Raw genomic sequence first — 568 nt, 5'->3', positions numbered from 1 at the left:
ACGTAGATCTTCTCGACGGTGAACGCGGGGCCGGTGGCGGCATCGGCCGGCGCAACGGCGCCGTTGGTGGTCTCTTCGGACATTTCCTGTAGCTCCAAGAATGAATGCAATAAGAATGGATTGTTACATGCCCTGCGATGGGGGCGTGTGGCGCCGCGCACAAGGCGAGCGGCGCAATCCGGCAGAAATCAGTTGCGGCCCTTGACCAGCGGCAGCTCGGCCTGCTGCCAGGCGGGGATGCCACCGTCGAGCACGTTGACCTGTTCGAACCCGGCTTTCTTCAGCGCCTTGGCCGCGGTTTCCGAGGCGGTGCCCGTGCGGCACACCAGCACGACCGGGCTCTGCTTGGCGTTGACCACCAGCTTGTGCTCCGGACCGAACTGGGCAGGCTGCACGTTGCGGCTGCCGGCGATGTGGCCCTTCTCGAAATCGCTGCTGGAAGACAGATCGACCACGACGGCGCCACCAGCATTGATCAGGTGGGTCAGCTCGGCGGGCTTGAGCGATTTGAAGCCGCGGAACAGGCGGCGGACTTCAGTGACGATGATGGCCACGGTCAGGCCGACCA

At 64.4% G+C, this 568-nt stretch carries 1 protein-coding gene; it reads right to left on the bottom strand.

All coding sequences use genetic code 11. The features are described from left to right. Positions 1-188 precede the first annotated feature (188 nt). On the bottom strand, positions 189-568 hold a 380-nt coding region (locus ACXJKJ_RS31600), incomplete at its 5' end, for a rhodanese-like domain-containing protein (RefSeq protein ID WP_457395641.1).

Source organism: Roseateles sp. P5_E1 (genome assembly GCF_054049335.1).
Note: the sequence above shows the minus strand (reverse complement) of the source record. Positions and strands in the feature narration are given on the sequence as shown.